22 protein-coding genes are annotated in these 22,757 nt (G+C 58.3%); 17 read left to right on the forward strand and 5 right to left on the reverse strand.

What is annotated here, in order from left to right:
* Positions 1-726: 726 nt before the first annotated feature.
* Together NCN05_RS10810 and NCN05_RS10815 are read right to left on the reverse strand one after the other, a co-directional pair.
* Entirely contained in the window at positions 727-1,614 is an 888-nt protein-coding gene (locus NCN05_RS10810) for a hypothetical protein (protein ID WP_250398087.1), read from the reverse strand.
* A 68-nt stretch (positions 1,615-1,682) separates the two neighbouring features.
* Positions 1,683-3,209 (reverse strand): tyrosine-type recombinase/integrase, encoded by a 1,527-nt coding sequence (locus NCN05_RS10815; RefSeq protein WP_250398088.1) that lies wholly within the window; start codon positions 3,207-3,209, stop codon positions 1,683-1,685.
* Positions 3,210-3,436: 227 nt separating this feature from the next.
* Between NCN05_RS10815 and NCN05_RS10820 the strand changes: the two genes are divergently transcribed.
* Genes NCN05_RS10820 through NCN05_RS10830 form a run of 3 tightly spaced genes read left to right on the forward strand, consistent with a single transcriptional unit; the run spans position 3,437 to position 6,018 of the window.
* Positions 3,437-4,009: a hypothetical protein gene (locus NCN05_RS10820; RefSeq protein ID WP_250398089.1), complete on the forward strand. Its 573-nt coding sequence runs from the start codon at positions 3,437-3,439 to the stop codon at positions 4,007-4,009.
* 45 nt (positions 4,010-4,054) lie between these two features.
* Complete coding sequence (locus tag NCN05_RS10825; protein ID WP_250398090.1) at positions 4,055-4,366, forward strand: hypothetical protein; 312 nt, start codon at positions 4,055-4,057, stop codon at positions 4,364-4,366.
* Positions 4,366-6,018 carry an ABC1 kinase family protein gene (locus NCN05_RS10830; protein WP_250398091.1) on the forward strand — a complete coding sequence of 551 codons (1,653 nt, stop codon included), beginning with the start codon at positions 4,366-4,368 and terminating at the stop codon, positions 6,016-6,018. Before NCN05_RS10825 ends, NCN05_RS10830 begins: the two co-directional genes overlap by 1 nt.
* A 21-nt stretch (positions 6,019-6,039) precedes the next feature.
* Here NCN05_RS10830 and eno read toward each other — a convergent pair whose 3' ends face one another.
* Positions 6,040-7,332: a phosphopyruvate hydratase gene (gene eno, locus NCN05_RS10835; RefSeq protein WP_038552476.1), complete on the reverse strand. Its 1,293-nt coding sequence runs from the start codon at positions 7,330-7,332 to the stop codon at positions 6,040-6,042.
* A 112-nt stretch (positions 7,333-7,444) separates the two neighbouring features.
* Between eno and gloA the strand changes: the two genes are divergently transcribed.
* The 8 genes from gloA to rplL all read left to right on the forward strand — a co-directional run bounded on the left by gloA (position 7,445) and on the right by rplL (position 14,145).
* Complete coding sequence (gloA, locus tag NCN05_RS10840; RefSeq protein ID WP_250398092.1) at positions 7,445-7,843, forward strand: lactoylglutathione lyase; 399 nt, start codon at positions 7,445-7,447, stop codon at positions 7,841-7,843.
* Between the two features lie 8 nt (positions 7,844-7,851).
* Positions 7,852-10,617, forward strand: coding sequence for an ATP-dependent Clp protease ATP-binding subunit (locus NCN05_RS10845; protein ID WP_250398093.1), 2,766 nt, complete (start codon positions 7,852-7,854; stop codon positions 10,615-10,617).
* Between the two features lie 70 nt (positions 10,618-10,687).
* Positions 10,688-10,930: a preprotein translocase subunit SecE gene (gene secE, locus NCN05_RS10850; protein WP_250398094.1), complete on the forward strand. Its 243-nt coding sequence runs from the start codon at positions 10,688-10,690 to the stop codon at positions 10,928-10,930.
* A 21-nt stretch (positions 10,931-10,951) separates the two neighbouring features.
* Positions 10,952-11,620, forward strand: coding sequence for a transcription termination/antitermination protein NusG (gene nusG, locus NCN05_RS10855; protein WP_250398095.1), 669 nt, complete (start codon positions 10,952-10,954; stop codon positions 11,618-11,620).
* Positions 11,621-11,729: 109 nt separating this feature from the next.
* Positions 11,730-12,155 carry a 50S ribosomal protein L11 gene (gene rplK / locus NCN05_RS10860; protein ID WP_006851160.1) on the forward strand — a complete coding sequence of 142 codons (426 nt, stop codon included), beginning with the start codon at positions 11,730-11,732 and terminating at the stop codon, positions 12,153-12,155.
* A gap of 71 nt (positions 12,156-12,226) precedes the next feature.
* Positions 12,227-12,934, forward strand: a complete 708-nt coding sequence (rplA, locus tag NCN05_RS10865) for a 50S ribosomal protein L1 (protein ID WP_038552494.1) — start codon at positions 12,227-12,229, stop codon at positions 12,932-12,934.
* A gap of 239 nt (positions 12,935-13,173) precedes the next feature.
* Complete coding sequence (gene rplJ, locus NCN05_RS10870) at positions 13,174-13,701, forward strand: 50S ribosomal protein L10 (RefSeq protein WP_250398096.1); 528 nt, start codon at positions 13,174-13,176, stop codon at positions 13,699-13,701.
* Positions 13,702-13,755: 54 nt separating this feature from the next.
* Positions 13,756-14,145 carry a 50S ribosomal protein L7/L12 gene (gene rplL, locus NCN05_RS10875; RefSeq protein WP_114987674.1) on the forward strand — a complete coding sequence of 130 codons (390 nt, stop codon included), beginning with the start codon at positions 13,756-13,758 and terminating at the stop codon, positions 14,143-14,145.
* A 270-nt stretch (positions 14,146-14,415) separates the two neighbouring features.
* On the opposite strand, the gene NCN05_RS10880 is transcribed toward rplL, so the two are convergent.
* Entirely contained in the window at positions 14,416-15,189 is a 774-nt protein-coding gene (locus NCN05_RS10880; protein WP_250398097.1) for a DUF3747 domain-containing protein, read from the reverse strand.
* 51 nt (positions 15,190-15,240) lie between these two features.
* Between NCN05_RS10880 and rnhA the strand changes: the two genes are divergently transcribed.
* The 6 genes from rnhA (at position 15,241) to NCN05_RS10910 (ending at position 21,837) form a co-directional block, all read left to right on the forward strand.
* Positions 15,241-15,999: a ribonuclease HI gene (gene rnhA, locus NCN05_RS10885; RefSeq protein ID WP_250398098.1), complete on the forward strand. Its 759-nt coding sequence runs from the start codon at positions 15,241-15,243 to the stop codon at positions 15,997-15,999.
* An 8-nt stretch (positions 16,000-16,007) separates the two neighbouring features.
* Positions 16,008-17,189 (forward strand): quinone-dependent dihydroorotate dehydrogenase, encoded by a 1,182-nt coding sequence (locus tag NCN05_RS10890; RefSeq protein WP_250398099.1) that lies wholly within the window; start codon positions 16,008-16,010, stop codon positions 17,187-17,189.
* 267 nt (positions 17,190-17,456) lie between these two features.
* Positions 17,457-18,236, forward strand: a complete 780-nt coding sequence (locus tag NCN05_RS10895) for a hypothetical protein (RefSeq protein WP_250398100.1) — start codon at positions 17,457-17,459, stop codon at positions 18,234-18,236.
* Complete coding sequence (locus NCN05_RS10900; RefSeq protein WP_250398101.1) at positions 18,233-18,913, forward strand: PilN domain-containing protein; 681 nt, start codon at positions 18,233-18,235, stop codon at positions 18,911-18,913. Before NCN05_RS10895 ends, NCN05_RS10900 begins: the two co-directional genes overlap by 4 nt.
* 191 nt (positions 18,914-19,104) lie before the next feature.
* Positions 19,105-19,629 carry a hypothetical protein gene (locus NCN05_RS10905; protein ID WP_250398102.1) on the forward strand — a complete coding sequence of 175 codons (525 nt, stop codon included), beginning with the start codon at positions 19,105-19,107 and terminating at the stop codon, positions 19,627-19,629.
* A gap of 612 nt (positions 19,630-20,241) precedes the next feature.
* Positions 20,242-21,837 (forward strand): type II secretion system protein GspD, encoded by a 1,596-nt coding sequence (locus NCN05_RS10910; protein WP_250398103.1) that lies wholly within the window; start codon positions 20,242-20,244, stop codon positions 21,835-21,837.
* Position 21,838: 1 nt separating this feature from the next.
* On the opposite strand, the gene NCN05_RS12550 is transcribed toward NCN05_RS10910, so the two are convergent.
* A complete protein-coding gene (locus NCN05_RS12550; RefSeq protein WP_284500661.1) occupies positions 21,839-22,645 on the reverse strand; it encodes a pentapeptide repeat-containing protein in 807 nt (268 codons plus the stop codon).
* Positions 22,646-22,757 lie beyond the last annotated feature (112 nt).

Here is a 22,757-nt window from a genome sequence, read left to right on the forward strand (position 1 = left end):
AAGCAAGTTTGGTAATGCAGTATTTGTCCAGTGAGATGTTGTCAGCAGACTTCACTGAGGACGTTTGCGGCGCAAAAGAAAAAGACCCCAAACTTCAAAAGAAAACCATCAATATTAACTGCCTGAAAAAAGCATCTCGGATTAATAGTTCTTTCCAGTACCCATGACTGGCGGCATGCTTCCGTTGTTATCTCGAAAGTTCAGTTAATTGTCACTTCGTTTAAAGCCCAGCTTGGCTCTTTCTGTATACGTGTCGGATCTGCTTCTCCCTGTATACGTGTCGGATCGTTCTCCCTATATACATGTGGGATCGAGTTTCCTTCTGTATACATGAGGGATCTGCTTCTCCCTTTATAAGGGAGGGATCGTACTTCCTGTATAGATGTCGGATCGAATTTCTCCTGTATACGGGTGGGGTTAAGTCCTCCCTGTGTAGGTGAGTGATCTCTCTCTATACATAAGGGGTTTCTCTCTCTAGCCGTGCAGATAGTTAGTGAATATGAATTACTGACGCCTCTGCGCCTCTACAAGGCGCGTTAAAGGTATGATAGGCGGAATTCCTCTGGCACGCATCTAATCGGCTTCTGAGAGGCATATAGGGCACTTAGAAATAGTTGCAATGTCTATAGATAAAACCAAGTGGTTCTTAATGGAAGGAATGCAAATATCTTGGATTAGAGCAGGCAATATATCCGTACAGTGTTTCTTGCATGAAGTTACTGTGAGTTAATTATTGTTCTCTTTGAAGGGATTAGCAATTAAAGAAAGAGAATGCATGAATATTGAAAAAGAAATCAGAAATTCAGCCCATTCAATATCTTGATTAACCCTACCTAGGAATTTCGTGCCGGGCATAAATACAACCACAGCACATATAATAGCTGCCAAGAAAAACATAGGAAATAAACCCTTTGAGAATCTCAATAGGTTGTTCCTTAGCAAAGGAATATTAGGCTTCATTTTTGTCAGAGAAATACCAGCTGATGCCGACGAGAAAAGTAATAATGCTGGACTAATAAGATCATGAATGCCATGTATGTTATGGAGCGTTGTCTCACCTTGTGCATTTAGTGAGCGAAAATCTTCAGGTGTTTCCCAGCCAAACATCATCTGCCCCCAAGCCAATTCCTCCATAAATGCAACGAAGAAGATCGAGGCGAATGCCAAGAGCAGCCATTTCGTGTAAGGAGATCCTTTAGAAAGTCCTGTAACCAAGGAAAGATACGCTGATAACAACAAGAAAAGTGCCGTAAGCCACTCTACGACGCTATTTTCACCCAAGAAATTCTCGTAAAAATCTGATCCGCCAGTTACCAACTTTGTTATAACAACGGTAAAACATACGATCAAGCTAATTAAAAATAATAGTCTTTCTCCGCTGGGAGTTGATAGTCTGTGCATTAATCCAGCGAATGACTTTCTGCTGAAGACAGTTACTACTAGCAAACCAAATGCCGACATCGCTAGATCGCTTACTGCGAAATCTGGCACGTCGTATATTATTTTGCCGAGTCCACCAAGGATCAATGCAATTCCAAATATAGATGAAAAGCGCCCTAGGAAAAGGGAGACATGATCAGGAAGAGATGAAAACTTAGCCAAACCAAAACCCACATACACTCTTTTTTAGTTTAGTCCAACTGCTGCTTCATAGACAAAAATGTTTTGATTAAACACAATCATTATCCATCTTTTGTTTTTTTTCTCTGCTTGTTTGACGAGGGATGATGGTTAGTAGTGATAGTTGTGACTTTTCCTTTGTTGGTATTTGGAATTTCTTCAATCCAATCAAGATGTTCTTTTGCTTTGCCTAGTGATTGTCTTCCTTTGCCAAGTATCTCGGTTTGCTCAGCAGCGCGGTAATGGAAGTAATGCTCTTCGATGTATTTCATACTTGTATCGCAGTTAGCAGCAATCACTGGAACTGGCGTTCCCGCATTCAAGCGTAAAGTGATGTGTGTGTGGCGGAAACTGTACCAAGTTATGTTCTTGCCACTGTGCACATCGATTTTCCGACAGTTGTTGCTGTCATCTTCACTCCAATCAGCAAGACGCGCTTCTACCAGTGCTTCTGAGATGGAATCTTTCCATAAACGCTCGCTCATCTGCGTTCCTCGTGATTGATTAAGGAAGATAAAGTCGTTTGGTTTGGTGTATGTGCTTATCTTTCTCAGTCTTTCCAAGTGTTTTGCTATTGGTGCGCTGCAGCGATAACTCCTTCCAGTCTTCGTGTTTTCTGCGGGAACGTCAATAAGCACCCAAGTCTTACGTTCAGCGACTGGAATTGTGGTGTTTTCTGTTATATGTCTCCACTTCATCTTTCTCAGTGAACCAGGACGAATTCCACTATCCATTGATATTCTCATTGCAAGATAAAGCATCTCGCGGTGTATTAGTTGAATCCTTCCTCTTTCACTCTTGATTTGAATGTTTGTCTTTGTCTCCCATTTGCCTTGGGGGTTTTGCTTCATCTCATATTCGTCATTCAAGATTCTTGTCTTTCCTTTAATCCAATAAAGACGACAGCACTTTTCCAGTTCCAACCATTCGTTCTCAGTTAAGTCATCTCTTCTGTGCTTCTTGTCTTTTGGAAGTTTGATGCTTGGTAGTTCTGGGATTGAATCCCTTTTGATAAATCCTTCCGCTACTGCAACCTCATTAAACGCACGACGAAGCGTTGATATTTCCTGATTGATGGTTGTGTTTTGTGGAGTGTCTTTCCCGTATTGAATGGCACGTTCTTTCCTCCAGACTTCATAGTTGAGGAAGGTGTTCCGCCGTATCTTGTGTACTTCTTTGCGTGTATCTCCAACAAACTCGCTAACCCATCGCAGTTGAGTGTTAAGCAAGCGGAATCGTGCTTCTGAAATACCAGTGTGTGGTGTGGTGCTTATTTTCTTCCGCTCTTTTGTCAGGAACTTCTCAACCATGTCGCCAAATCTGAGTCCTCTGACTGATTCTCCTCTCTCAGATTTGCCCTTTAATTCAATGAATTTTTCAACACCTAGCATCCACGCTTTCTCTGCGCCTGCAGATGTTGGCTCCGGGATGTCACCATCTTGAGACTTTAAGGCAAAGCGATGTCTCTTTCCTGACTCTTTATCGTAGAAATAGAGATACCAACGTCCGCCTTTATCTGAGCGTCGATATACATACGCATTTTTGTCTGTTGGTATGCCTTGTTTGTCGAGGATGTTCCCGTCAGGCATGTCTAAAAATGCCGAAATGGGTAACGCTTCGGTAACACCAGCACCGCCACGACTGGGATTTGCTCGTTTTAAGTCAAGGGTAACACCTGGGTAACAGCTCTGCCAGTCGCTGAGAACCGTTGGTATGACTGGAGTCATGGGGTTACGTCTGTATCAACGCCGACTACACCACCTGAAGCTTCTGTTCTGAATCCCTGTCACAATCCGAGTCTCCGTCAGACCCATTCGTGGACCATCTCAGCTCCCCTGACGGCCCCGTTGAGGCCAAGGCACGTTTCTGGGTGGGGCCCCTGGTGGCTGGTTGTTGTTTCGCCCTTGGTTACGGCATCACCGAGCGGGTCCTGACGCTGCAGACCAATGCTGAGGACCCTGTTCCTGAGGCCTTCACACCGCTCGCGTTTCCAGGGGATTCCCTGCAGGAGATTCGGGCTCGGTTCAGTGACGACCATTCATCCCTGCAAGTGGATGTCACAGCCCTAGAAGCTGCCGAGGCTGCAAGCCGACCGGTCAAGCCAGCGGTCAAGGAGACGCCCAAGCCCGCTGTGGCGCTGCAGACGCCCGAACCCCAGGTCTGGACGGCCCCAGCCTGGTCGGACCCTCAAACCATCGTCCCCGAGCTTGACGAAAGCAACGCCGATTCCCTGGTGCTTCCTGAGGAGTCCATCGATGTGATGCCTGCTGTGGTTGTTCCAGCCGGTGATTCACCGGTGCTGGTGGCTGAGCCGGAACCTTTGGTGCTGCCGCCTGGCGCGGAAGCCTTTTTCGAAGCCATTGAGCCCGTGACCCCGCCTCAGCCCTGATCTCCGGTTGGATCTGCCACAGTTGAAGCTGTCTGCAATCGGTCCATGGGCTCGTCGGAGGCCTTGATTCGCGCCACGGTGAACCGCATCAGTGCGCGCCTTGGTCACGGCTTCGCGGACGCGGCCGCCGAGTTGGCGGTGCTGGCGCAAGACGCTCCGCAACGGCTGCGCCAGGAATGGGATCTGTTTCAGGACGAGGTGCGTGCCGAGGCGGAACGGATTGAACGGGGTGATCAGGCCACGGTGAGCACAGATGGGGCGTCGGCCTCGGAACCATCGGACAACCCACAGGCGGTGATCGATCGTCTTCGGGCCACGGTGGCTGATCTGAGCCAAGCGATCGAGGCACGCCCCTGATGCTCGGACTGCTGCGAGCGCTCCGCATCTGGCGCGCTGTCCTGACGCTGCTGCTGTTGCTTTGGTGGGATGGCCAGTCCTGGACCTACCGCGGTGGTGTCACCGCCGAGCGTCGTGCCCACCGTCAGCAACAGCGAGCCCGTTGGTTGACGGCTGAGCTGCTGTCTCTGGGCTCCGCCTTCATCAAGCTGGGGCAACTGCTCTCCGCCCGTCCAGACATCCTCCCCTCGGGCTGGGTGGCCGAACTTGCAGCGCTGCAGGACAGCGTTCCGGCCTTCAGTTTTGATCAGGTGCAGACCGTGCTTGAGCGAGAGCTGGGGCCGCGCTGTGCCGAGGTGATCGATCTCGATCCCGAGCCCCTGGGTGCAGCCTCGCTTGCCCAGGTGCATCGCGCCAGCCTGCGCAGTGGACGGCAGGTGGTGCTCAAGGTGCAGCGCCCTGGGCTCGATCGCCTGTTTCGCCTTGATCTGGAGGTGATGCAGCAGGTGGCAGCTGTGCTGCAACGCAATCCCTGTTGGGGGCGTGGTCGTGATTGGCCGGCGATGGCACGGGAATGTCGACGTGTGCTGCTGCGTGAGCTCGATTTCCGCGTTGAGGCGCAGTACGCCGCTCGTTTTCGTCAGCAATTTCTGGATGACGAACGCATCAGGATCCCCGGTGTGGTCTGGGAGTTGAGCACGCGCCGTGTGCTGTGCCTCGACTACCTGCCCGGTATCAAGGTCAACGACCGTGAGGCGTTGCTCGAAGCCGGCGTTGATCCGGCCGCGGTGGCTGAGGTGGGTGCAGCCAGTTATCTCAAGCAGTTGGTGAGGTTTGGTTTCTTCCATGCCGACCCCCATCCCGGCAACCTCGCCGTGGCGAGTGATGGAGCGCTCATCTACTACGACTTCGGGATGATGGGGCTGTTGTCAGACGGCCTGCGTCGACGTCTGGGAGCCATGGTTCGCGCTGCTGCTGCGAGGGATTCAGCGGCATTGGTGGAGGAGATGCAGGCGGCTGGGGTGATCTCCGGCGGCATTGATGTGGGTCCGGTGCGCCGTCTCGTGCGGCTGATGCTGCAGGAGGCCCTCACCCCACCCTTCACGGCCAACGTGATCGACAAACTCTCCGGCGATCTCTACGACCTGGTCTATGGCCAGCCCTTTCGTCTACCGGTTGAGCTGATCTTCGTGATGCGGGCGTTGTCCACCTTCGAGGGTGTTGGCCGCAGCCTTGATCCCGCTTTTAGCTTGGTGGCGATCGCCAAGCCTTATCTCCTTCCACTCATGACCTCCAGCGGCTCCGGCAGCAACGATCTGTTCAACGAACTCGGCCGTCAGGTCGGGGCCCTCAGCAGCAGGGCTGCGGCCTTCCCGCGGCGCCTGGATGAAAGTCTGGAACGCCTGGAGCAGGGAGATCTTCAGCTCCAGGTGCGGCTGGGCGAATCGGATCGGCAGTTCCGCCGGATGGCCCTGGCCCAGCAATCGATCGGCCAATCGGTGTTGCTCGGATGCCTGGCTTTGGCGACCGCGATTGTGGGTGCCAGTGCCCGCCCGCTCTGGTCACTTCTTCCGGCTGCTGCCGCTTTGCCGGTGGGCTTGGGCTGGTTCCGAATGCAGGTCAAGATCCGTCGTGATCAACGGTTGGAGCAGTTGCCCGGTTCCAACCGTTGAACGTTCGTCGGAGGCCTGAGATCAGGCCTTGCCGCGGGGTCCCTGGCCAACAGCACCGGCGTAGACGGCCTGGCTGCCCAGCTCGTCTTCGATGCGAAGCAGCTGGTTGTACTTGGCAACCCGCTCGCTGCGGCTGAGGGAGCCGGTCTTGATCTGTCCGGCGCGGGTGGCGACGGAGAGGTCGGCAATGGTGGTGTCTTCTGTTTCGCCACTGCGGTGGCTGATCACGCTGGTGTAGCCGGAGCGGCCTGCCAGGTCGATGGCCTGGAGGGTTTCGGTGAGGGAACCGATCTGGTTCACCTTGATCAGGATCGAGTTGGCCGTGGCGCTGTCGATGCCCTGTTGAAGACGCTTGGTGTTGGTCACGAACAGGTCGTCACCCACCAGCTGCACCTTGCCGCCGAGGCGTTCGGTCAGCAGCTTCCAGCCATCCCAGTCGTCTTCGGCCAGGCCGTCTTCGATTGAAACGATCGGGAATTTCTCCACCAGTTGCTCGAGTTGGCCCACCATCTCGGCGCTGGTGTAGCTGCCGCCATCGAAGGCATAACGGCCATTCTCGAAGAATTCGGTGCTGGCCACGTCCAGGGCCAGGGAGATCTGCTCGCCGGGCTTGTAGCCCGCCTTGCTGATCGCTTCCACAAGGATTTCGCCGGCTTCCACATTACCCAGATCCGGCGCGAAGCCGCCTTCATCGCCCACGGCGGTGCTCATGCCCTTGTCGCTGAGCAGTTTCTTGAGGGTGTGGAACACCTCGGTGCCCATCCGTAGTGCTTCGCGGAAGCTCGGAGCCCCGTGGGGCACCAACATGAATTCCTGAAAGTCCAGGCTGTTGGCGGCATGGGCGCCACCGTTGATCACGTTCATCAACGGCACCGGCAGCAGATTGGCCATCGGGCCGCCGAGGTAGCGGTAGAGGGGAATTCCCAGCCCGTTGGCAGCGGCGCGGGCGGTGGCCATGCTCACCGCCAGGATTGCGTTAGCACCCAGGTTGGATTTGTTGTCGCTTCCGTCCAGCTCCAGCATTGCGGCGTCCACAGCCGCCTGATCCAGGGCGGAAAGGCCGCAGAGGGCCGGTGCGATCCGCTCTTCGATGTGGTTCACAGCCTGGCCAACGCCCTTGCCCATGTAGCGATCGCCGCCGTCACGCAGTTCGTGGGCTTCGTGGGCGCCGGTGCTGGCACCACTGGGAACGATGGCCCGTCCCATGGCACCTCCTTCGAGCAGCACCTCGGCTTCAACCGTGGGGTTGCCGCGGGAATCGAGCACCTCTCGGGCAACGATGGTGTCGATGACGAGGTCGAGGGAATCGATCACGTTGGGACGGACGCTTAACCCGGGGATCTTATGGGTCGCCCCTCTCTCTCGTGTTGTGACGGGTCATACCTGGCCAGAATGACGGCAGGTTCACGCTGCACGACGCTCACCCATGCGGATGCTTCACACCATGCTCCGGGTCTCTGATCTGGAGCGGTCTCTGGGCTTCTACACCGAGGTCCTGGGCATGCAGCTTCTGCGTCGAAAGGATTACCCCAGCGGCCGCTTCACACTGGCGTTTGTTGGCTATGGGTCGGAGAGCGACCACACGGTTCTGGAACTCACTCACAACTGGGACACCGACAGCTACAACCTGGGTGATGCCTACGGCCACATCGCGCTGGGGGTGGAGGACATCCACAGCACCTGCGCCGGCATTGCCGACAAGGGTGGTCGTGTGGTGCGGGAACCTGGTCCGATGAAGCACGGCACCACCGTCATCGCCTTTGTTGAGGATCCGGATGGCTACAAGGTGGAATTGATCGAGATGTCCTCCAAAGCCCACGCCTGAAAAACCGGATGACTTCATCGCCAGCGTTGAACGGCAGCCTCACCCATGAGCCGGATCGCTTCAGCGACGCGGCCTGGGATCTGCTGCTCAGTGGTCAGGACGTTGCCCGTCGCTGGCGCCATGGGCAGTTGGATGTGGAGCACCTGATCCAGGTGCTGTTCACCGATCCCGCCTGCCGCCGCCTGGTGGAGCGCTTGCCTCTCCCCATCGATGCGCTCTTGGATCGCTTGGAGGATGTGCTGGCTGATCAGCCCTCGGGGCGAAGCGATGAGCTCTTCATCGGTGATGACCTGGAACAGCTGCTCGATTCGGCTGATGCCATCCGTCGGCGCTGGAATGGCGACGTCATCGATCTGCCGGAAGTGTTGATGGCCATTGGTGCCGATCCGCGGATCGGCGCTGATCTGTTTGCCGGCTTTGGTTTGTCGGCCGATGCCCTGGAGCAGCTGATCCAACGGGGTATGGATGACCGGGGTCCTGGCATGACCGTTCCCCCCCAGGAGCGCTCGATGCCGCGGGCTCAGCCGGAGGTACAGCAGGAAGCGCCCCGCCGTGAACGGGTGGCGCGCGTTCCCTCCTCCTCCCGTGCGGTGCGCGGGCCGGAGCCTGTCACCCCCCAGTCGCCCGCCCCTGAGGCCTCCTTGCAGGAGCCCCCCACGGCCTTGGAGTCCTATGGGCGGGATCTCACCGAAGAGGCGGAGGCAGGCAGCCTGGATCCGGTGATCGGTCGTGATTCTGAAATTCGCAACCTGATCAAGGTGCTGTCGCGCCGGAGCAAGAACAATCCGGTGCTCATCGGTGAACCCGGTGTTGGCAAAACAGCGATTGCAGAGCTGCTGGCGCAGCGGATCGTGGCGGGTGAAGTGCCGGAGTCGCTGCAGGGTCTGCGGCTGGTGGCGCTGGACCTCGGGGCTTTGATCGCCGGTGCCAAGTTCCGTGGTCAGTTCGAGGAACGCCTGCGCTCGGTGCTCGAGGAGGTGAGTGGTTCCGATTCCGGGGTGGTGTTGTTCATCGATGAGCTGCACACCGTTGTTGGCAGTGATCGCAGCAGCACCGATGCCGGCAGCCTGCTGAAGCCAGCCCTGGCCCGGGGAGACCTGCGCTGCATCGGTGCCACCACTCCGGAGGATTACCGGCTCACGGTGGAAAAGGATCCGGCCCTCAACCGCCGCTTCCAGCAGGTGGTGATCCGCGAGCCGGATCTGGAGTTGAGCCTCGAAATTCTGCGCGGCTTGAAGGAGCGCTACGAGCTGCACCACGGCGTCACCATCACCGATGAGGCCATTCAGACCGCCAACCGTCTTGCCGATCGCTACATCAGCGATCGCTGCCTGCCGGACAAAGCCATTGATCTGATCGATGAGGCGGCGGCACAACTGAAGATGGAGGTCACCTCCAAGCCGCAGGTGGTGGAGGAGGCCGAAGCGGATCTACGCCGCGTTGAACTGGCCCTGCTCGCCGCCGAGCAGGCGCCTGAAGCGGAGCGGATTCAGCTCCAGCGCAACCGGCTTGAAGTGTCCACGCGGCTGGATGATCTGCGGCGGCGCTGGCAGGAGGAGCGCGGTCAGCTCGAGGAGCTCGGCCAGCTGCTCCAGCAGGACGAAGACCTGCGCCATGCCATCGCTGAGGCCGAGAGGGATGGTGATCTGGAGGAAGCGGCCCGCCTCCAGTACGACCAGCTGCATCGGGTGCAGCAGCGCCGGGATGAATTGGAGGCGTCCCAGGCGGAGGCCCAGTCCGCTGGAACCGCCCTGTTGCGCGAGCAGGTGGAGGCCGGTGACATCGCTGATCTGGTCGCCCGCTGGACCGGGATTCCCGTGCAGCGGCTGTTGGCGGGCGAGCGGCGCAAACTCCTGGATCTCGATGCCCATCTCGCGGAACGGGTGATTGGTCAGGGCGAGGCGGTGTCTGCCGTTGCTGCTGCCATCCGCCGGGCCAGGGCCGGCATGAAGGATCCCCGTCGACCGGTGGGTTCTTTCCTGTTCCTGGGGCCGACCGGCGTCGGCAAGACCGAGCTGGCGAAGGCGCTGGCGGGGTCGTTGTTTGATGAAGAGGAGGCTCTGGTGCGCCTCGACATGAGTGAGTTCATGGAGCGGAACGCCGTGGCCCGGCTGATCGGTGCTCCTCCGGGGTATGTCGGCTACGAGGAAGGGGGGCAACTCACGGAGGCCGTGCGGCGTCGTCCCTATGCCGTGCTGCTTCTCGATGAAGTGGAGAAGGCCCATCCCGATGTGTTCAACCTGCTGCTGCAGGTGCTGGACGACGGCCGGCTCACCGATTCCCAAGGCCGCACCGTTGATTTCCGCCACACCGTGGTCGTGATGACCAGCAATCTGGCTAGCCCGGCGATCCTTGAACATGCCCGCTCGGGATCCACGGATGAGTCAGCCCTGCAACAGCAGGTGGATGCAGCGCTCTCCAGCCAGTTCCGGCCTGAATTCCTCAACCGCATTGATGAGGTGATTCGGTTCCGCCCGTTGGAGGTCTCCGATCTGGTGCGGATTGTTCAGTTGCAGCTGAAGGACCTCGCTGCTCTGTTGGCCGAGCAGGGCCTGGCTCTCGTCGTGGATGACGCTGTCGCTGAGGCCATGGCCCGTCAGGGCCATGAACCGGAGTACGGGGCGCGGCCGCTGCGTCGGGTGTTGCGGCGCCAATTGGAAAATCCGCTTTCCACGCTGCTGCTTGAGGAGCGCTTTGCCGGAGCCAGTGGCGTGACGGTGAGGCTGGGGGAGGCCGGCACCGATGCCCTGGTGTTCGATCCGGTGGGGGTTTGAGGGCATCCGGTAGGGTATCTGTTTGGCGAAGTGCCTACCGGCACCGTTGTCAACTTCCGGTCCCATCCCCGTGACCAGCCCCATCTCTGAGGACACCACCACTTCCGACGGCTCAAAAGCCGCTGCCGATTCCACCCAATCCGGTGGTTTTCTGGCGGACACGGTTGATGAGCTGAAACTCGTGGTCTGGCCCAGCCGCCAGCAACTGTTCAGCGAATCCATCGCTGTGATCCTGATGGTCAGCCTTTCGGCCGCCACCATCGCGGCTGTCAGTCGCTTCTTTGGGTGGGCTTCGTCCCAGGTGTTCCGCTGACTCGATATCACCTTTCTCGCCGTGCCCGACGACCTGACCACACCGGACGCCCCTGAGGTGCTTGATCTGCCGGCCCCGAATGAGGGGGAGGACGGCACTTTGCCTGCGGCGGCTGTCGCCAACACGGCCATCGCCCGTTGGTACGCCGTTCAGGTGGCGTCCAGCTGCGAGAAGAAGGTCAAGGCCACCCTGGAGCAGCGGGCCGTCACCCTCGGGGTGAGCAACCGGATTCTCGAAATCGAGATTCCCCAGACCCCTGCCGTCAAGCTGAAGAAGGACGGCACCCGTCAGTCCACCGAGGAGAAGGTGTTCCCCGGTTATGTGCTGGTTCGGATGGTGCTGGATGAGGACACGATGATGGCGGTGCGGAGCACCCCGAACGTGATCAATTTCGTCGGTGCTGAAGATCGGCGCGCCACCGGCAAGGCCCGTGGTCACATCAAGCCTCGACCCCTCAGCCGTTCTGAGGTGGATCGCATCTTTAAGCGCGCTGCCGAGAAGAAGACCGTCGTCAAGGTGGATCTCACCGAGGGCGATCAGATCCTGGTGACTTCTGGTCCCTTCAAGGACTTCCAGGGCGAGGTGATCGAGGTCTCCGGCGAGCGCAACAAGCTCAAGGCCCTGCTCTCCATCTTCGGTCGCGAGACTCCGGTGGAACTGGAGTTCTCTCAGATCAGCAAACAGAACTGACCTGGCGGCGGCCGTCTCCCTGCGGAGGGCGGCCATGGGAGTGGGCAACCATTCCGCCGCACCCGACCCGAGGGTCTGGTGATCCGCAGCTGTCCAAACCCCCCAGCCGATGGCCAAGAAAGTCGTAGCTGTGATCAAGCTGGCCCTAGACGCCGGCAAAGCCAACCCCGCGCCGCCGGTGGGCCCTGCCCTCGGTCAGCACGGTGTGAACATCATGATGTTCTGCAAGGAGTACAACGCTCGGACGCAGGACAAAGCCGGTTATGTGATTCCGGTGGAGATCTCGGTCTTCGAAGACCGCAGCTTCACCTTCATCACCAAGACGCCTCCGGCGTCGGTGCTGATCACCAAGGCCGCAAAGATCCAAAAGGGATCCGGTGAGTCCGCCAAGGGCAGTGTTGGATCGATCAGTCGAGCTCAGCTCGAAGAGATCGCCAAGACCAAGCTCCCCGACCTCAACTGCACCAGCGTTGAGTCCGCCATGCGGATCATCGAAGGCACCGCCCGCAACATGGGCGTTTCCATCAGCGACTGACGTCGCTGCATTGCTTCTCCAATCCATTCGGGGGAGGCATCCCTGATGTCGTCTGAACCCCAACTCTGAACATGCCCAAAATCTCCAAGCGCCTGGCCAGCCTGGCCGGCAAGATCGAGGACCGTGCCTACGCACCCCTCGAGGCGATTGCCCTGGTCAAGGACAACGCCAACGCGAAATTCGACGAGACGATGGAGGCCCATGTGCGCCTCGGCATCGATCCGAAGTACACCGACCAGCAGCTGCGCACCACCGTGGCTCTGCCCAACGGCACCGGTCAGACCGTGCGCATCGCTGTGGTGACCCGCGGTGAGAAGGTGGCTGAAGCCAAAGCCGCCGGTGCCGAACTCGCCGGTGAAGAAGACCTGGTGGAAAGCATCAGCAAGGGCGAAATGGATTTCGACCTGTTGATCGCCACCCCCGACATGATGCCCAAAGTGGCCAAGTTGGGTCGGGTTCTCGGCCCCCGTGGCCTGATGCCCAACCCCAAGGCAGGCACCGTCACCACGGACCTCGAGGCTGCGATCAAGGAATTCAAGGCCGGCAAACTGGAATTCCGTGCCGACCGCACCGGCATCGTTCACGTCCGCTTCGGCAAGGCCAGCTTCAGTGCCGATGCTCTGCTGCAGAACCTCAAGACCCTGCAGGAAACCATCGACCGCAACAAGCCCAGTGGTGCCAAAGGCCGTTACTGGAAGTCCCTGTATGTGACCTCCACCATGGGTCCTTCCGTTGAAGTCGATTTCTCTGCTCTGCAGGACATCGAGCAGGGGAGCTGATCCGGCTCTCCTCTACACTTAACGATTGGCGAAAGCCAAATCGGGCACGCGCCCGGCCAGAGACAGCAGGATGTCCCTGGGCATGACGTTCAGTCATTCCCGTTGATGTAATCCCTGCCGAGGCAGACGCGACACGGTTTTGTCCCATTCGGGATTGGATCGGCACGCGGCCTCGTCTTCCTTTCGAAGACTCGATCGGCCGTGTGCCCAGCTTGTTCCTTTGATCCGATCCAATCCCTATGGGCCGCACGCTGGAGAACAAGCAGCAGATCGTCGGAGAGCTCAAAGAGCTCCTCGCCGACGCCGAACTGGCACTTGTCCTTGATTTCAAGGGCCTGTCCATCAAGGAAATGTCTGACCTGCGGGATCGTCTGCGGGCCAGCGACAGCGTTTGCAAGGTGACTAAAAACACCTTGATGCGCCGTGCCATTGATGGTGACAGCAACTGGGCCAGCCTCGATTCCCTGCTGACCGGAACCAACGCCCTCGTCCTGGTGAAGGGCGATGTTGGTGCCGGTGTGAAGGCCGTTCAGACCTTCCAGAAGGAACTCAAGAAGTCCGAGACCAAGGGCGGCCTTTTCGAAGGCAAGCTCCTGTCTCAGGACGAGATCAAAGCCATTGCCGATCTCCCCTCCAAGGAGCAGCTCATGGCTCAGATCGCCGGTGCCATCAACGCCGTGGCCACGAAGGTCGCTGTGGGCATCAACGAGGTTCCCTCTGGTATGGCCAGGGCACTCAAGCAGCACGCCGAAGGCGGCGAAGGCTGATTCGGCCCTGCCGAGACCACTGTTCATTGATCTGTTGCTTCCCCTTTCAAAACCATGTCTGCAAAAACCGACGAAATTCTCGAATCGCTGAAATCCCTCTCCCTGCTTGAAGCTTCCGAGCTGGTCAAGCAGATCGAAGAGGCCTTCGGTGTGTCCGCCGCAGCATCTGCTGGTGTTGTGATGGCTGCCCCTGGCGCTGCTGGTGGCGGTGGCGATGCCGCTGAAGAGAAGACCGAATTCGACGTGATCCTCGAAGGCTTCGACGCCTCCGCCAAGATCAAGGTCCTCAAGGCCGTCCGTGAGGCCACCGGTCTGGGTCTGGGCGACGCCAAGGCTCTGGTCGAGGCTGCTCCCAAGGCCGTCAAGGAAGGTGTCTCCAAGGAAGACGCCGAGGCTGCCAAGAAGGCCATCGAAGAAGCAGGCGGCAAAGTCACCCTCAAGTGATCGCCTTGGGAGAAGGCTTGCCCCTCTCCCCCTGTGTTGTTCAGTGACCGGTCCTTTCGAGGACCGGTTTTTTTGTGGTTTTGTTTGGCCAACAAAAAAGCCCCGCCGAAGGCGGAGCTTTTCATGAGAGGAACACGTTCAGGAGTCTGTCCTTGTTTCGACCCTGAAGAGGCGTTCAGCACTCCTCACACAAATTCAAGCTAAGGGTAGGGAATCTATTGTCAGCCCCTGTCTGGTCGCCCTCTCAACTGGCACTGTGACGGTTGGTCCTCAGCGGCGATAGGGAATCACCTGCAGTCGGATCGGGGCATTGCTGGCCAGGCGTGTGGTGCGTTGGTGTGTGGTTCGCCGCCGTGTTGCTCGTGCCGTTGGCAACGGCGGTGGTGCGATCGGCGGCATCGGCGCTCCCAACCGCTGAAAGCCTGAACGCTGGCCGCGGCTGCTGGCCAGCGCAAGCAGCCGGTTCACCGGGGCTTGATGCGCGAAGTACAGGTGGTTCAGCTGCCGACCCTGATAAACCCGGCGTTCCAAGGCCCAGCCCGGCTCCAGCTGCAGAGCCACAAACCCGTTGGGATCGCGGCGAGCTGGTATCGCGGCCTGACCCACCAGAAGTGGTGCCCGTTGCTGGGGGTCGAGGGCTTCGAGCCTCAGCGATGTGCCGGATGGCTTGAGCCGGAAGCGAAAGCGCGTTCCGAGGTCTTGGCCACCGCTGCGCAGCGAGTAGCCATTGCTGTCCAGGTAGCGCTTGCAGATGCCGCTGAAGTTGAAGCGATTCAGGCTGGGCTCCACCAGTCCGTCCTGGCGTGCCCTCCAGCAGCGCGGTTGGGCCTTGATCTGTTCCAGCACCAGCAGTTTCCACTGGGCTTTGCCAAGGGGTTGTGCCAGCACAGCGAAGTGCTCCTGCGGCACCGCAGCGCTGTTAAACAAGGCCCGTGCGGTGCCCTCCTGCGACAGACCGGCCGCCAAGAGCCCCACGGCAGTCAGCCCAGCCGCCAAGAGCCCCACGGCAGTCAGCCCAGCCGCCCGCAGGTAGGTTCGGCTCATCCACGGTGACGCCAGAAACCGTGTTGTACCGAACAGCGTTGGGACCGATCAATGGCGGAAGGACGGGGACGGGTCGTGGCTGCAGCGACGGATGGTGCCTGCAGCGGCAACCCAGGTCCAGGAGGTTGGGGGGCGTTGTTGCGTTTTGAAGACGGCAGCGTTGAGGAATTCGGGGGCCATGCACCCGACACCACCAACAACCGCATGGAACTGCAGGCGGCGTTGGAGGTGTTGCAACGGCTTGAACATCTCCCCCGTCATCCGGATCTCACCCTGCGCACCGACAGCAAATATCTGATTGATGGCCTGGGCTCCTGGATCAAGGGCTGGAAGCGCAAAGGCTGGAAAACGGCTGCGGGCAAGCCCGTGCTCAACCAGGACCTCTGGAAGGCCTTGGATGCCGCTCGTCTGGATGATGTGCCCCTGCGCTACGTCAAGGGCCACAGCGGTGACCCCGACAACGAACGGGTGGATCGCATCGCCGTGGCGTTCTCCCATAACGCCCAGCCGGCCTTGGCTCTGAAGCAGGGATCATCGGAGCTGTCTTCCGCCGAGGCCGCGCCAGAAGCCCCATCCGAGCTGGCCCCCAAGCCTCTGCTGCAGCTGTTGTCCCGGTTGGAGTTGGCGGACCGTCTGGCGCAGGGTGGCTACAGCCTCTCGTTGCTGGAGCTGGCGCAGTTGGTGGAAAAGCCGCTCAAACAGCTGGAAACGAGACGGGAGAGCTGGATCTGGAGGGATTGGCTGGTCGAGCCCCAGGCGGAGGGGGGTTGGACCCTGCAACGTCGCGAGGCAGGATCAGAACAGTCCTGAGCCAGAGCATGTCGCCGTCCTCTTCGGCCGGACCGCTCAGCAGCGGTGCCTTTTATCAGCGTTGGCTGGGTCCGGTCTTGGCGCGGGACGACGGTCTGGATGCCGAACAGCTGTCGCGCACTGCCCTCACGGCTCTTGGTCAAGCCAGCCTGCGGCGCCGCTGGCCAGGGGTCTCCACGGTGCTGGATGGCGTTGCGGCGGATCTGCAACGGCGTGATCTGCGTCTGGAACAGGTGCTGTTTGGTTGCCGCTTCCCCAACCCGGTGGGTTTGGCGGCGGGGTTTGACAAGAACGGTGTGGCGGCAGGCATCTGGGATCGCTTCGGCTTTGGCTTCGCCGAAGTGGGCACCGTCACCTGGCACGGCCAGCCGGGCAACCCCAAGCCACGCCTGTTTCGTTTGGCCGAAGAACAGGCCGCGTTGAACCGGATGGGATTCAACAACGACGGCGCCAAGGCCCTGTTGAAAACGCTGGAGCGCCAACGCTTGGATCCGCCCGGCCGGCGGCCGGCGGTGCTGGGGATCAATGTGGGCAAATCCAAGATCACGGCCTTGGAGCAGGCCCCGGACGACTACGCGGCCTCCCTGGAGTTGTTGTCGCCGCTTGCCGACTACGCGGTGATCAACGTCAGCTCCCCCAACACCCCCGGCCTGCGGGATCTGCAGGACACGTCCCAGTTGCGGCGGCTTGTGGAGCGGTTGCGCCGGCTGCCGGCCTGCCCGCCTCTGCTGGTGAAAATCGCGCCGGATCTGGACGATGAGTCGATTGATGCCGTGGCCCGCTTGGCCTTTGAGGAGGGTCTGGCTGGGGTGATCGCGGTCAACACCAGTCTCAATCGGCTGGGCCTGGAGCAACGGCGGTTGTCGCAGACCGGGCGCACCCTGGCGGAAGAGGCCGGTGGCCTTAGCGGCGCCCCCCTGCGTCAGCGGGCCCAGGAGGTGATCCGCCGCTTGCGGGCCAGTGCCGGCCCGGCGTTGCCGTTGATCGGTGTGGGTGGGATTGACTCGGCCCAACTCGCCTGGGAGCGCATCACCGCAGGGGCTTCTCTGGTGCAGCTCTACACCGGCTGGATCTTTCAGGGGCCAGATTTGGTGCCGCGGATTCTGGACGGTCTTCTGCTGCAATTGGACCGCCACGGTCTGCGCACCATCGCGGAAGCATCAGGCAGCGGTTTGCCCTGGCAGGACTGAACCTGTTGCTTTAAGGGCAGCTGAACTGCTCGATGTTGCGCCCTTAAATGTCTCTGAGAGGGAGTGATTCAAGCGGCTCATCGTCGATAGCATCAAGGCAGAGGGAAGCGTTGTGTGCCACTGCCTGCTCTAAGTGAGCTGCCTCAACTCACAGCATTGAGCTTGGCTTGGCGACGGCTGGTTGATCTCAAGTCGGTTTTGATTGCTGTGAACAACACGAGCTTGGTGTGTTGTTGGGAACAGAGGGGCCGTTGGCAGCAACGTGTTGTGGACTGGCCCGAAGGTGTGTGCCGTGATGGTGTGCCGCTGCAACGGGAAGCCGTTGGTGAGTTGATCGCTGATCTGATCTTTGACTGCAATTGTCCAGGAGTCGAACTTGTTCTTTGTCTGCCTTTGAACGCAGCTGCCTGGTGCGTGGTCGACGGCTATGGATCGGAAGGTGCGCCTGGTCTTTTGCCCCAGTCGTTGCAGTCCATTGACCTGCCGTTTGATTTGGCGGAGAGCTACGTCACGTCGTCGCCGGTGCAGGAGGCCTTGGCGGTGGTGGGTGTGCCGCGGTCGTTGATTCAGGGCTGGAGCGAGGTTGCTGAACTGGCCGATCTGCCGCTGCGGCGCGTTGATTGGCTGCTGACGGCGGCCCAGCGGGCCTTGCATCAGCTCACGCAGACGTGGGATGGCGATCTGGCCTGGCTGGTGGCGGAGGAGAAGAGCCTGCGTTTGCTGTTGTTCCGCCAGGGGGTTCCTGAGGTTGACCATGCACTTGACGCCCTCGACCCTCTGGCCTGCCAGCGGGAGATTCGGGCCTGTGTTGCTGAGTGGCAGGCCTGTGCTTGGACATCATCATTGGGATGGTGGTTCACCGTGCCTGCGGAACAAGTCGATGCCTGGCTGCCCCTGGTGGATGGTGCAGCAGGGGAGTGCTGTGTGAATCAGCCCTTGCCCGCCTGGGTCCAACCGTCAGACGATGGCGCTGCTGGCGATGGGATTGATCTGCTGTCACCTCTGCAGCAGATGGCGCTGTTGGCGCTGCATCAGGAGGAGCGATGACATTGCGTCAGGACTGGCCCAAACCAGATTTGTTGCAGCAACGCCGGCTCGAGCTTGGTTTGCCGCTGGAGCCGGCCCCTGTCCCGCCGCCACTCTCTCTGCTGTTTAAGGGCGGCATGGGCGCGTTGGTGTTGGTGATGCTGGCTGTGCTCACCCTTTTGGGTCTTCAGCATCGTCAGCAGCAGGTGCAGGTCGAGGTGGATGCACTGAATCCCGTCGAGAGGCAAGTTGGAGATGCCAAGGCACGGCTGCGTGCCATGAGGTCGCGCCGGTCAACCTTGGAGCAGCAGACGCAATCGATCGCCGAACAGTTGGTGGCGGTGCGCTCGGGGTCGGCGTTGTTGGAGCAATTGCGACAGGTCACGCCTCAGGGTGTTCGCCTTGTGTCACTCAACGCCAACCCCTCTAAGTTGCTGATCAAGGGAGAATCCCAAGGGGCGGATGCTTTCGAACGGATCAACGCCTTGGATCTCAACCTTGAAGCTCTGTTAGACATGCTTCCCGACGGCACAACCGTTGTGAAAGCTGTGGCCGACAACGAGGAACGGATTGCCTTCACGCTTGAGGCAAAACTCGATCCAGCCATGAAATCCACACCCTCATATTTGCGTGGGCTTGGTGCCGAGGGCTTGGCCCGTCGGCTGGAGGTGTTGAAAGTCACAGGGGTCTTGCAATGATTATTGGGTTGACGACGTCACGACAGCCATGGCTCACGCGGGGACGGCTCTTGGTGGGTCTGCCTCTCGGGATTGGTCTTGTTGTGAGTGCTGCTATTGGACTTGTGGTGGTGAGGCCTCTCGTCCAAACACTGCAAGAGTTGGAGGAGAGGCGAGACACCTTGCTCAGTCTTCAGCGCAGTCTCCCTGCGTTGGAACGTCAGCTCAGTCAAGCGCAAGTTGAACTGCGGGTCGCTGTAGAGAAGCAGGCTCTGTTGCTGGGGTTGTTGGCGGGGCGGAACAAGGTTCAGACCTTCTTGGCGCTGTTGAATCAGCAGGCCTTGGCATCGGGTGTGCACATCCAGCGCTACGAACCGCTCAAAACCCCTTCGCCAACCCAGGGACAATCTCGGCGGAATAACAACCCATCAAACACGAAGCAGCAGGCAGAACCCCCGCAAGATCCATGGCAAGCACTTGGTTATCGCAAGTCATCGGTTGCATTGGGAGTCAGTGGTTCATTTGGCGGATTGCAGACTTTTTTGCAACGGATGGAAGCCTTGGCGTTGTTGGTTGAAAGCAGTGAAATGCAGCTCAAGGCTGTGGTGGAAACAACAGATGCCGAGTCTGCTGGGTCCGCGGTGGCTCCCACGCAGCTCACGTTGAAGCTCAGTTTTTATGACGTGGATCCCATGTTGGATGTCCCACCCAATGGCTCTACATCATCGTCTTCATGAGGCTGGTGCATGGAGATAGCGATCGATACCATTCGCGCAGATCTCTTGGGCTGAAAGACCTTTCTAGTGATCAAGCCCTCCATGACGCGTGTTTTGTCCGGTCTGCTGGCACTAGGTGTTGGCCCGATCGTGCTGAACCTGGTCGTGTTGGCCCCATCAGCGCTCTCGCGCACGACGTCTGCGGTTGAACTCCGTTTGCGGCGCTCCCTTGGGAGGGTTGATGTGGTGATCGCTGGCCTTAGTACGAAGGTCCGTGCTGTGAGTCAAAACCAGTCGGATGGCCGTTGGTCGGCCCGGTTGACGGGTGTGGATCTTGGTGATCGACCCTTCACTCCTCAGCAGATGCTGCTCCCATCATCGGAGTTGCTCAGCGTGCGGTTGGAACCGCTGGATGGAGATCTTCAGCTGATCGTGAAGGCTCGGATGGGAGAACGGTTGCCCACGCCAACCATTGGATCCAATGGCAAATCGTTGGTGGTGAGGTTTGCCGGTCTGACAGGGCTAGATGTGCGATCCAGCGGTCGCTTGGATCTTCGTCGTCCCGGGCGTGTGGCCCAACCCGAGATAGTCCCTCCGATGCGTCCCAGGGCGGTTGCGCCTCCGTTGGGTGACATGGCTGTTGGAACGATGTTGATCAACAACCGCAGTTTTGTGCAGGCCAGTGGTCCCCCGGTATCTCTCACCTTCAAAAACGCACCGGCGAAGGATGCCCTGATGTCGTTGGCTCGCCTTGGGGGCTATGGCTTTGTTTTCGTGGGTGGTGCAGACATCCTGACTGCTGCAGACATCCCGACTGGTGAGATAGCCGACAGCAGTCAATATCCCGTCACCATGGCGTTTCGCAATGAGCGCTATGACCGTGCCTTGAACAGCGTCTTGATGGCATCGGGCTTGCAAGGGCGGCTGGACGGGAACACGTTGCTCGTGGGAACAGCTGTGTCCGCGAAAAGTTTTGGGCCGCAGATGTCGAAAGTGTTCCGAATGAATCAGGTTGATGTGGCATCGGCGAGTCAATACCTCGGCAATCTTGGTGCTCTTATCGCAGTTGCTAAGACTTCAGGTTTTGCTGAGTCTTCAGCATCAGGTGGCTCTGTAGGAAGCCAATCTGCATCTTCCTCGGGAGCAACTGATTCAGGTGCAGTTGACGCTGAAACCTATTCCTCTGGGGTTGGGCCTTTGCTGGGCTTAACTGGCTCTACGGATTCACGTTTGAATACGATAACCCTGGTGGGAGAGCCAAAGTTGATCAGCGTTGCTGAGGGTTATTTAAAGCAGATTGATCTTCGTAAGCGACAAGTGGCAGTGAAGGTGCAGATTTTGAATGTAGATCTCACGAATGACAAGTCCATTGATTCTAGTTTTTCTGCGCGGATTGGCGATGCGTTTATCGTTAGTGAAAGCGGTCGAGCTTATATGAATTTTGGCGATTTTAAGCCTGGTACTTCTGCGGGTACAGGCATGTTTGACGGTTCAGATTATAACGCTCCTGGAAGATATTCTAGTCAAGCAGAAGGAGATTCCGGCGTTTCAGAAACTGCTCCAAGTGATGATTCTGCCGAGAGAGAGGCGGCTGCGAGCCAGGACCTTGGCTCCTTTGATTATCCCAGCAACTCTTTCTATGGATATCTTGATTCGGTGATTGAGACTTCAAGCGCTAAAACTTTGGCGCAGCCAACTCTTTTAGTGCAGGAAGGGCAGGAGGCTGAAGTGCAGACTGGTACGAGTGTTATTACTTCGGTCTCGACAACGGACACCTCCAGTGGCTCAACTCAGTTTGAATATCAGCGCGAGAATGCAGGATTGAATCTCAAGGTTCAAGTGAGCAAGATCGATGATAATGGCTTTATATCCTTGAGTGTGAATCCTGAGATTTCGGTCCCTATCAGTGCTGGTCAAACTAATGGGGTTGATATTTTCAATATTTCTGGTCGATCGCTCTCGTCGGGCTCTATTCGATTGCGTGACCGTCAAACTCTTGTGCTTACAGGTGTGATTCAGGAGCAAGATACGGAAACTGTTAGAAAGTGGCCGCTTCTTGGTGATATGCCTTTGATTGGTCAGTTTTTCCGTAGATCGGGTTCAAGTCGTGTCAAAAATGAATTAGTCATTCTTGTGACGCCTGCAATTGTTGATGACGATGCGGGTGGGTCTTACGGTTATTGGCCTGATACTTCGGAAGGACGAGATCTTCTTCGCTCTTCCTTTTGATTCACGGAATCATTTGCGTCAGTGTCTTGAGCGCGATTGGTGTTAATGCCCGTACCGAAGACAGCAGTCCGCTGATCAAGGCTGAGCCGATTCCATTGCCACTGGGTGCATCAGTTTTGTTGTGGACGTCGTAGACAAGCCGGCTGGCTTCCATCAGTTGCTCAGCTTTGATGTTGTCGCCTTGATCGGCAAATAGCTGACTGGCATAGGCGAAATCGCGTGAAGCAAGCTCATCTTTGCCTTGTTCGCCTCGACTCAGTCCTCGTGCCACCCAGCTCAATGGTTCATCAGGGTTGGCTTCGATTGCAGCGTTGAACAGTCGCTCAGCCTTGGCCCATTGCCTGTTCTGTGCTGCATTAACCCCCGCATTGTGAAGTCCAGCGTGGCTTCGAGCTTCTTTGGAGACGCCCCTTGCTCCAAGCCAGTGGCTTTGGTCCAGCGCCTTGGGAGCTAGCAGAGCGCCTGTGAGATCCGCCCTGCGCAGATCGGTGCCGATGAGCTTGCTACCGCGTAGGTCGGTACCGCGTAATGAGGCGCCCTGGAGGCTGGTGAAACTTAGGTCGGTGCCGCTGAGATCAGCGCCGTCGAGCTGTGCTCGGCTCAGGTTTGTGCGTTGAAGCTGAGCACCCTTGAGCTTGACATCACGTAGATCAGCATGCGTTAGGTCTACATCGTTGAGCTGACAAGCTGGGCATTGGCGGCTTTCAAGCAGTTGGATTAAGTGCTCTTCATTGCCGGCAATGGCAGGGCTTGCAACTCCGAACAAACTTGTAAGTAGGCCTAACGCCAGTGGCATCAGGAAAGCCATGCGATTAAGACCTCGGTCGCTTTGTTGTATCGATCGCATCATCACTTGTCGATGTGATCTGGGAGGCAGTTGCGCTGGCATCTTTTACTGGGACTACCAGTAGTCCTGCTGC

Origin of the sequence: Synechococcus sp. MU1651 (assembly GCF_023630635.1) — a bacterium.
GTDB lineage: Bacteria > Cyanobacteriota > Cyanobacteriia > PCC-6307 > Cyanobiaceae > Parasynechococcus.

Excerpts from the sequence above, each read along its gene's own strand:
- rnhA (WP_250398098.1), top strand. The coding sequence starts at position 15,241 with ATGGCGGAAGGACGGGGACGGGTCGTGGCTGCAGCGACGGATGGTGCC.
- NCN05_RS10815 (WP_250398088.1), bottom strand. The coding sequence starts at position 3,209 with ATGCCTGACGGGAACATCCTCGACAAACAAGGCATACCAACAGACAAA.
- NCN05_RS10910 (WP_250398103.1), top strand. The coding sequence starts at position 20,242 with ATGGCTGTTGGAACGATGTTGATCAACAACCGCAGTTTTGTGCAGGCC.
- NCN05_RS10890 (WP_250398099.1), top strand. The coding sequence starts at position 16,008 with ATGTCGCCGTCCTCTTCGGCCGGACCGCTCAGCAGCGGTGCCTTTTAT.
- NCN05_RS12550 (WP_284500661.1), bottom strand. The coding sequence starts at position 22,645 with ATGGCTTTCCTGATGCCACTGGCGTTAGGCCTACTTACAAGTTTGTTC.
- rplK (WP_006851160.1), top strand. The coding sequence starts at position 11,730 with ATGGCCAAGAAAGTCGTAGCTGTGATCAAGCTGGCCCTAGACGCCGGC.
- rplL (WP_114987674.1), top strand. The coding sequence starts at position 13,756 with ATGTCTGCAAAAACCGACGAAATTCTCGAATCGCTGAAATCCCTCTCC.
- NCN05_RS10880 (WP_250398097.1), bottom strand. The coding sequence starts at position 15,189 with ATGAGCCGAACCTACCTGCGGGCGGCTGGGCTGACTGCCGTGGGGCTC.
- NCN05_RS10830 (WP_250398091.1), top strand. The coding sequence starts at position 4,366 with ATGCTCGGACTGCTGCGAGCGCTCCGCATCTGGCGCGCTGTCCTGACG.
- rplA (WP_038552494.1), top strand. The coding sequence starts at position 12,227 with ATGCCCAAAATCTCCAAGCGCCTGGCCAGCCTGGCCGGCAAGATCGAG.
- rplJ (WP_250398096.1), top strand. The coding sequence starts at position 13,174 with ATGGGCCGCACGCTGGAGAACAAGCAGCAGATCGTCGGAGAGCTCAAA.
- gloA (WP_250398092.1), top strand. The coding sequence starts at position 7,445 with ATGCGGATGCTTCACACCATGCTCCGGGTCTCTGATCTGGAGCGGTCT.
- NCN05_RS10900 (WP_250398101.1), top strand. The coding sequence starts at position 18,233 with ATGACATTGCGTCAGGACTGGCCCAAACCAGATTTGTTGCAGCAACGC.
- NCN05_RS10825 (WP_250398090.1), top strand. The coding sequence starts at position 4,055 with ATGGGCTCGTCGGAGGCCTTGATTCGCGCCACGGTGAACCGCATCAGT.
- NCN05_RS10845 (WP_250398093.1), top strand. The coding sequence starts at position 7,852 with ATGACTTCATCGCCAGCGTTGAACGGCAGCCTCACCCATGAGCCGGAT.